At 59.8% G+C, this 6,858-nt stretch carries 9 protein-coding genes; 2 read left to right on the top strand and 7 right to left on the bottom strand.

Annotated elements, in window-relative coordinates; all coding sequences use genetic code 11:
- Window positions 1–668, bottom strand: a 668-nt coding sequence (locus tag PMI09_RS07355; protein ID WP_244423730.1) for a tRNA dihydrouridine synthase, incomplete at its 3' end; no start/stop codon positions are given.
- A gap of 235 nt (window positions 669–903) precedes the next feature.
- Here PMI09_RS07355 and PMI09_RS07350 point away from each other — a divergent pair.
- Together PMI09_RS07350 and PMI09_RS07345 are read left to right on the top strand one after the other, a co-directional pair.
- Window positions 904–2,115 (top strand): bifunctional 2-C-methyl-D-erythritol 4-phosphate cytidylyltransferase/2-C-methyl-D-erythritol 2,4-cyclodiphosphate synthase, encoded by a 1,212-nt coding sequence (locus PMI09_RS07350; protein ID WP_007790442.1) that lies wholly within the window; start codon window positions 904–906, stop codon window positions 2,113–2,115.
- Window position 2,116: 1 nt separating this feature from the next.
- Complete coding sequence (locus PMI09_RS07345; protein WP_007790439.1) at window positions 2,117–2,617, top strand: CinA family protein; 501 nt, start codon at window positions 2,117–2,119, stop codon at window positions 2,615–2,617.
- On the opposite strand, the gene PMI09_RS07340 is transcribed toward PMI09_RS07345, so the two are convergent.
- The 6 genes from PMI09_RS07340 to lpdA form a co-directional block, all read right to left on the bottom strand.
- Window positions 2,608–3,051 carry a type II toxin-antitoxin system RatA family toxin gene (locus tag PMI09_RS07340; RefSeq protein ID WP_007790436.1) on the bottom strand — a complete coding sequence of 148 codons (444 nt, stop codon included), beginning with the start codon at window positions 3,049–3,051 and terminating at the stop codon, window positions 2,608–2,610. The genes PMI09_RS07345 and PMI09_RS07340 overlap by 10 nt on opposite strands.
- A gap of 9 nt (window positions 3,052–3,060) precedes the next feature.
- Window positions 3,061–3,633 (bottom strand): hypothetical protein, encoded by a 573-nt coding sequence (locus PMI09_RS07335; protein WP_007790434.1) that lies wholly within the window; start codon window positions 3,631–3,633, stop codon window positions 3,061–3,063.
- A gap of 79 nt (window positions 3,634–3,712) precedes the next feature.
- The gene (gene lipA / locus PMI09_RS07330; RefSeq protein WP_007790431.1) at window positions 3,713–4,684 is read right to left on the bottom strand and encodes a lipoyl synthase; all 972 of its coding nucleotides are present in this window, start codon (window positions 4,682–4,684) and stop codon (window positions 3,713–3,715) included.
- Between the two features lie 42 nt (window positions 4,685–4,726).
- Entirely contained in the window at window positions 4,727–4,975 is a 249-nt protein-coding gene (locus PMI09_RS07325) for a GlsB/YeaQ/YmgE family stress response membrane protein (protein WP_007790429.1), read from the bottom strand.
- A 74-nt stretch (window positions 4,976–5,049) separates the two neighbouring features.
- Entirely contained in the window at window positions 5,050–5,304 is a 255-nt protein-coding gene (locus PMI09_RS07320; protein WP_007790427.1) for a GlsB/YeaQ/YmgE family stress response membrane protein, read from the bottom strand.
- A 75-nt stretch (window positions 5,305–5,379) separates the two neighbouring features.
- Entirely contained in the window at window positions 5,380–6,843 is a 1,464-nt protein-coding gene (gene lpdA, locus PMI09_RS07315; RefSeq protein ID WP_007790424.1) for a dihydrolipoyl dehydrogenase, read from the bottom strand.
- Between the last annotated feature and the right edge of the window lie 15 nt (window positions 6,844–6,858).

The following is a 6,858-nucleotide window of genomic DNA, read 5'->3' as shown; positions in this document are numbered from 1 at the left end:
CGCCCAGCCAATACACCGGCTTGCCACGGCCTGCCCTGACAGCCCCTGCCGATCATGACGGCATCGGCTCCCGAGCGACGCAGAATCTCATAAGCGTCTTCGACGGTTTCGACGTCGCCGTTCGCAACCAGAGGAACGGTGATCGCATCGCGCACCGCGCGGATTGCATCCCAGTCGGCCCGGCCTTCGTAAAACTGCATGCGCGTGCGGCCGTGGATCGTAATCAGCTGGACGCCTGCGTCCTCCGCGCGACGCGCAATCTCCGGCGCGTTGATCGAGTTCTCATCCCAACCGAGCCGCATCTTCAGGGTCACGGGAATGGTCACCGCCTTGACTGTCGCCTCAATGAGGCCGAGGGCGTGATCGGGATCGCGCATCAAGGCGGAGCCGGAATAACCGCCGATCACCTTCTTGGCCGGACATCCCATGTTGATGTCGATAATATCAGCGCCATGGTCGGCCGCGATCTTCGCAGCCTCAGCCATCCAGTGCGCTTCGCGGCCAGCGAGTTGCACCATGTGCGGCTCAAAACCTGCACTCTCAAGGCGCGCCCATGATTCGGCGGTACTGTTGACGAGTTCACGGCTCGCAACCATTTCGGTCACCACAAGCCCGGCGCCATGGCGCCACGCCAGTTGACGGAACGGCATATCCGTCACGCCGGACATGGGCGCCAGGACGACACGGTTCCTGACTTCCACAGGTCCGATCCGCAAAGGTGATGCGAGGTCAAAGTCCAACAATTGATTATCTTTCAGGCACGCATAATGCGTGCCCTATTTTTAGACAGGTTTAAATGGCTTGCCAAGAGGGCAGTGCGCGAATTGACATTTTTCGGGCAAATGCTGGAATTCGATGCGCCAAGCCGCTAAGCACCGGTGCAATATCGCGTTTTGAGGATTTATGCCGCAGATGCATCAAAAGCAACCAGCAATAGGTATTGTCGTCGTGGCGGCCGGGCGTGGCGAACGCGCAGGCGCATCTGAGGAAGGTCCCAAGCAATATCGGGCGATTGGCGGCAAGCCGGTGATCACTCATACATTGCAGAAGTTCGCCAGTTGGGAGCTTGCTCGCCACATCGTCGTGGTCATTCACCCCGACGACGAGGCCCTGTTTGCCAATGCCAGCAGTCAGGTCCAGTCGGGCACGCCGATCGATGCGGTCCACGGCGGCTCGACGCGCCAGCAATCCGTTCTAGCGGGGCTGCGCCATTTGCGCGGCAAGAACCTCACGCATGTTCTGATCCACGACGCCGTACGCCCCTTCTTCGACCACACCCTTCTCGATCGTATCGCTGCCGTCCTCTCGGAAGGCGTGCCAGCAATTGTCCCGGCTATGCCTGTAGCCGATACGCTGAAGCGAGCCGACCTCGACGGAACGGTTCTCGATACAGTTTCCCGCGCACAGCTTTATGCAGCGCAAACGCCGCAATCGTTTGCCTTCGAACCGATCTTGACTGCCCACGAGAAAGCAGCCGCCGCAAACCTGACGGACTTTACCGATGACGCGGCCATTGCCGAATGGGCCGGTCTACGGGTACGGATCGTCGAGGGGCAGGCGGACAATGTGAAACTGACCGTCAAACAGGACATTGCAATGGCAAACAGCAGACTTTCAGGACAAACGCTCCCCGATGTGCGTACGGGCAACGGTTACGATGTTCACCAGCTCGAGCCCGGCGACGGCGTAACGCTCTGCGGCGTCTTTATTCCCCATGACCAGAAGCTCAAGGGCCACTCTGATGCAGACGTCGCGCTGCACGCCCTGACGGATGCACTGCTTGCGACCTGTGGTGCCGGCGACATCGGCGACCATTTTCCGCCATCGGATCCGCAATGGAAGGGTGCGCCTTCACGCATCTTCATCGAACATGCGGCAAAGATCGTGCGCGAGCGCGGCGGCACGATCATGAACGCCGACGTGTCGCTGATCGCCGAAGCGCCGAAAGTCGGGCCGCATCGCGAGGAGATGCGCGCCAAGCTGTCCGAATTTCTCGGCATCACAATTGACCGATGCTCGGTGAAGGCGACGACGAACGAAAAGATCGGCTTTGTTGGTCGTCGCGAGGGCATCGCCGCGATAGCTACAGCAACGGTCGTCTACAGGGAAAGATGAGATGAGCATCTTCCCGACTGACATCGTTGCGCAAGCCGAATCCATCATTCGAGACTTCACTGCCGCGGGGCTGATGGTCTCGACGGCAGAATCTTGCACCGGCGGGTTGATTGCCGGCGCACTGACGGAGATCTCAGGGTCGTCTTCAGTCGTGGACAGAGGCTTCGTCACCTATACAAATGCCGCCAAGATAGAGATGCTTGGCGTGCACGAGGAAACGCTGACCCGCTTCGGCGCAGTCTCGGAGGAGACCGCACGGCAGATGGTGCATGGCGCCCTCTTCCGCTCCCGCGCTGCTGTCGCTGTTGCCGTGACGGGCATCGCCGGCCCCGGCGGCGGGTCAGCGGAGAAACCGGTCGGCCTCGTCCACCTGGCCGCCAAATCACGCAAAGGCGGGCTTATTCATCGGAAGATGCTCTATGGCGATATCGGCCGCGACCAGGTGCGCATCGAGACGGTCAGGACCGCGCTCGGCATGATCCTGGAATTGGCTCAGCCGTAAATCTTTGTCGCCCGCGTTTCGAAGGCTTCCGAGAACATGCGGAAGGCGCGATCGAACATCGAACCCATGACTGCCCCCAGGATGCGGCTCTTGAACTCATAGTCGATGAAGAAGTGGATGTTGCTGCCCGTCGCCGTTTCTTCGAAACGCCAGCGATTGTCGAGATAGCGAAACGGCCCATCGATATACTTGACCTCGATGAGGCGTTCGGCCCGGTTCAATAGCACCTGTGTCGTGAAGGTTTCGCGGATCGCCTTGTAACCGACCGTCATATCAGCGATCAGCAAAACCTTGCCATCACGCTCCTTGCGGCTGCGAATGCTGAGGGCCTCGCAGAGCGGCAGGAATTGTGGGTAGTGCTCGACATCAGCGACGAGGTCGAACATCTGATCGGCGGAATGCGGGACGGAGTGGTGCGTTTCGAACTGAGGCATGATCGGCAGTTAAGAAGGAGCGCCAAGAAGATCAAGAAGGTGGTTCACCTCCCGCCGGCTTTTCAGCTGGAAAACCGGGACATTCGGGCCATGCTTGTCGAGTGCAGCAATCACCAGCGGCGTGAACCGCTTCTCGAACGTCCAGATGTAAGTCAGGAACTCCCGGTCCGGCACTCGCTCCAGGCATCCGGGTGCCATGTCGGGCCGTGTCCGGCCGAAATGAAAGAACGCGCGTTTGCAGATGCCCCACAGGCAAAGCCAGCACGGCATGCGTACCCAGATGACCAGTTGCGTGCGCGGGACGCGAATATCGAAGGTCGATGGGCCAGTTCCGTCCATGAGCCAACGTTCGCTGCCGACAACGTTGGTGATCAAACGGCGCTCTTCGTCCTTGGAGCGCTTGACCCAGCCCGGCAACCAGAAGAACTCTCTATCCATCGAGAAATAAGGAAGATCGAGCCTGCCGCTGAGTTTTCGCGACAAGGTGCTCTTGCCGCCGCCAGAGCAGCCGATGACCATAATGCGCTCGGACTGCCGAAGCAGTCCGAGCGCTTTGCGCATATCGTCGATATAAGCCGGCATTTTCATTGCCTCGCTTGACTGCAAACAGAAAGCCGCGGGAAGATCGCCGCGGCTTTAAAAAAATGCAAGCGCTCGTTGATTATTCCGCTGCGATCAGCAGCTTCTTCTCGCGTGCGGCCTTCAGGCGGGCAAAATCGTCGCCGGCATGGTGTGACGAGCGCGTCAGCGGGCTCGAAGCCACCATCAGGAAGCCCTTGGTGTAGGCGACCGTCTCATAGGACTTGAATTCGTCCGGGGTGACGAAGCTCATGACCGCATGGTGCTTGCGGGTTGGCTGCAGGTACTGGCCGATCGTCAGGAAGTCGACGTCTGCGGTCCGCAGGTCGTCCATCAGCTGCAGCACTTCGTTTCGTTCTTCGCCGAGGCCGACCATGATGCCCGATTTGGTGAACATGGTGGGGTCGAGTTCCTTCACGCGCTGCAGCAGACGGATGGAGTGGAAGTAGCGAGCACCAGGACGAACGGTCAGGTAATTGCCGGCGACCGTTTCCATGTTGTGGTTGAATACGTCGGGCTTGGCAGCGACGACGCGTTCTAGGGCGCCCGGCTTCTTCAGGAAGTCAGGCGTCAGGATCTCGATGGTCGTCGTCGGCGACGCCGCACGGATCGCCCAGATCACCTTCTCGAAGTGCTCAGCGCCACCATCCTCCAGATCATCGCGGTCGACGGAGGTGATGACGACGTGGGAAAGCCCCATCTCCTTCACCGCCTTGGCGACATTCTCCGGCTCAGCCATGTCGAGCGCATTCGGCTTGCCTGTCGCGACGTTGCAGAAGGCGCAGGCGCGGGTACAGATCTCGCCCATGATCATGAACGTCGCGTGCTTCTTGTCCCAGCACTCGCCGATGTTGGGGCAGCCGGCTTCTTCGCAGACAGTGACGAGCTTGTGCTCCTTCACGATCGAGCGTGTCTCCGCGTAGCCCTTCGAGGTCGGCGCCTTGACGCGGATCCAATCCGGCTTGCGCATGACTTCCTGATCGGGCCGATGCGCCTTTTCCGGATGCCGCACGCGCTTGGCGTCAGGATTGATCGTGTCGAGAATGGTTACCATGGCAGTTCAAATCTCCGCCGCTCTATGCGGCAAAAGCCCTATTTATCGGCGGACGAGCCGCGCGACGAATATCAGCAAGCAGGCACCAAGAAAACCCGTGATGAAATAGCCGAGCCTGCCGCCGGCCACCTCTATATGAAATTGCGCCAGAATCGCGGTAGTGACGACTGAGCCGACGATGCCGAGCACGATGTTGAGCAATATCCCGTAGCGCGCCTCCATCAGCTTGCCTGCGAGCCAACCCGCAAAACCGCCGATAATGATCGCCGCGATCCAGCCTACGCCTTCCATCCTGCCCTCGCCCGTTATAGTCCCATGTTCAACCGCATCTTATCCGAAAACCGCTTCGCGTTCTTCGGGACGCGCTATGCTATCGCCCTTGCAATCAGAACCACAATGATGGCTCCAACCGTTGCGTGAATGATCTGCACCACCAACGCATTGTCGATACCGAGCGATATTCCAAGCGCGTTGAAGAGAAAGCCTCCGACGAACGCACCGATGATGCCGCTCAGCAGGCACCGTATCAATCCGCCTCCACCGACGACTAGGCTTGCGAGGAACCCCGCCACTAGGCCGATCAAGAGAAAGATGAGTAGTGCCTGCGTACCCATAGACATGATGATTTCCTTTCGTTTCTTCCACCCTGGGATGGCTCTAACCCACGCGGGGATGGAGTGCAGCGAGGGAAATTATCAAGCGTTCAGCACCCGACCGTAGGCATCAAGAACCGCTTCCTTCATGGTTTCGGAAACAGTTGGATGCGGGAAGATCGTATGCATCAGTTCTTCCTCGGTTGTCTCGAGGTTCATCGCGACGACGAAGCCCTGGATTAGCTCGGTGACTTCAGCGCCAACCATGTGTGCGCCAAGCAGTTCGCCGGTCTTCTTGTCAAAAATCACCTTGCAGAGGCCTTGGTCTTCGCCAAGCGCGATCGCCTTGCCGTTCGCCGCAAAGGAGAAGCGGCCGACGCGGATGTCGCGGCCCAGCTCCTTGGCCTTCGCCTCGGTCAGGCCGACGGAGGCGACCTGCGGGTTGCAGTAGGTGCAGCCCGGGACCTTGCCCTTGTCCGTCGGATGCACGTTCGGAAGACCGGCAATCTTCTCGACGCAGACGACGCCTTCGTGCTCGGCCTTGTGAGCGAGCATCGGCGGGCCGGCGACGTCACCAATCGCGTAAATGCCTGATACGTTGGTCTTGCCATAGCCGTCGATGACGATGCAACCGCGGTCCGTCTTGACGCCGACAGCCTCCAGCCCAAGGTTTTCGATGTTGCCTTGCACGCCGACAGCCGAGATCATCCGATCAGCGGTGATCTGCTGGATCTTACCATCCGATGTCTCGACATGAGCCGTGATGCTGTTGGCGGACTTTTCGACCTTGGCGACCTTGGCGCTCGTGAAGATTTTCAGCCCGCGCTTTTCCAATTGCTTGCGAGCGATCGCAGTAACTTCCGCATCCTCGACCGGCATGATGGTCGGCATGACTTCGACAACAGTGACGTCGACGCCCATGGAGCGGTAGAAGCTTGCGAATTCGATGCCGATGGCGCCCGAGCCCATAACGATCAGCGATTTCGGCAGCACATCCGGCTTCAGCGCTTCGAAATAGGTCCAGATCAGCTTGCCATCAGGCTCGATACCCGGCAGAGCGCGCGGACGGGCGCCGGTCGCAACGATGATGTGCTTGGCGGTGTAGGTGCCCTCGCCCTTGACGCCCTTCGGCACCGGGTGCTGCGGCTCGACCACCGGCTTGGACGACTTGCCGACGACGACTTCGCCCGGCTGAGCTCCAGTCGAAGCCTTGGTAATCTTGGCTTCGCCCCAGATCACATCGACCTTGTTCTTCTTCATCAGGAAGCCGACACCGCCGTTCAGGCGCGCGGAGACGCCGCGCGAGCGGGCAACGACCGCCTTCACGTCGGCGCTGACCTTGCCTTCCAGCACGAGACCATAGTCCTTCAGGTGGTTGGAGTGGTCGAGAATTTCAGCCGAGCGAAGCAGAGCCTTGGTGGGGATGCAGCCCCAGTTCAGGCAGATGCCGCCCAGATGCTCGCGTTCCACGATCGCGGTCTTGAGGCCCAACTGGCTGGCCCGCACAGCGGCGACATAGCCCCCGGGTCCGGAGCCGATAATGATGACGTCGTAATTCTCAGCCATGTTTTCCTGCCTTTA

Source organism: Rhizobium sp. CF122, assembly GCF_000282035.1.
GTDB lineage: Bacteria > Pseudomonadota > Alphaproteobacteria > Rhizobiales > Rhizobiaceae > Rhizobium.
The sequence above is the reverse complement of the archived record's forward strand: the minus strand, read 5'-3'. Positions and strand labels throughout refer to the sequence as shown.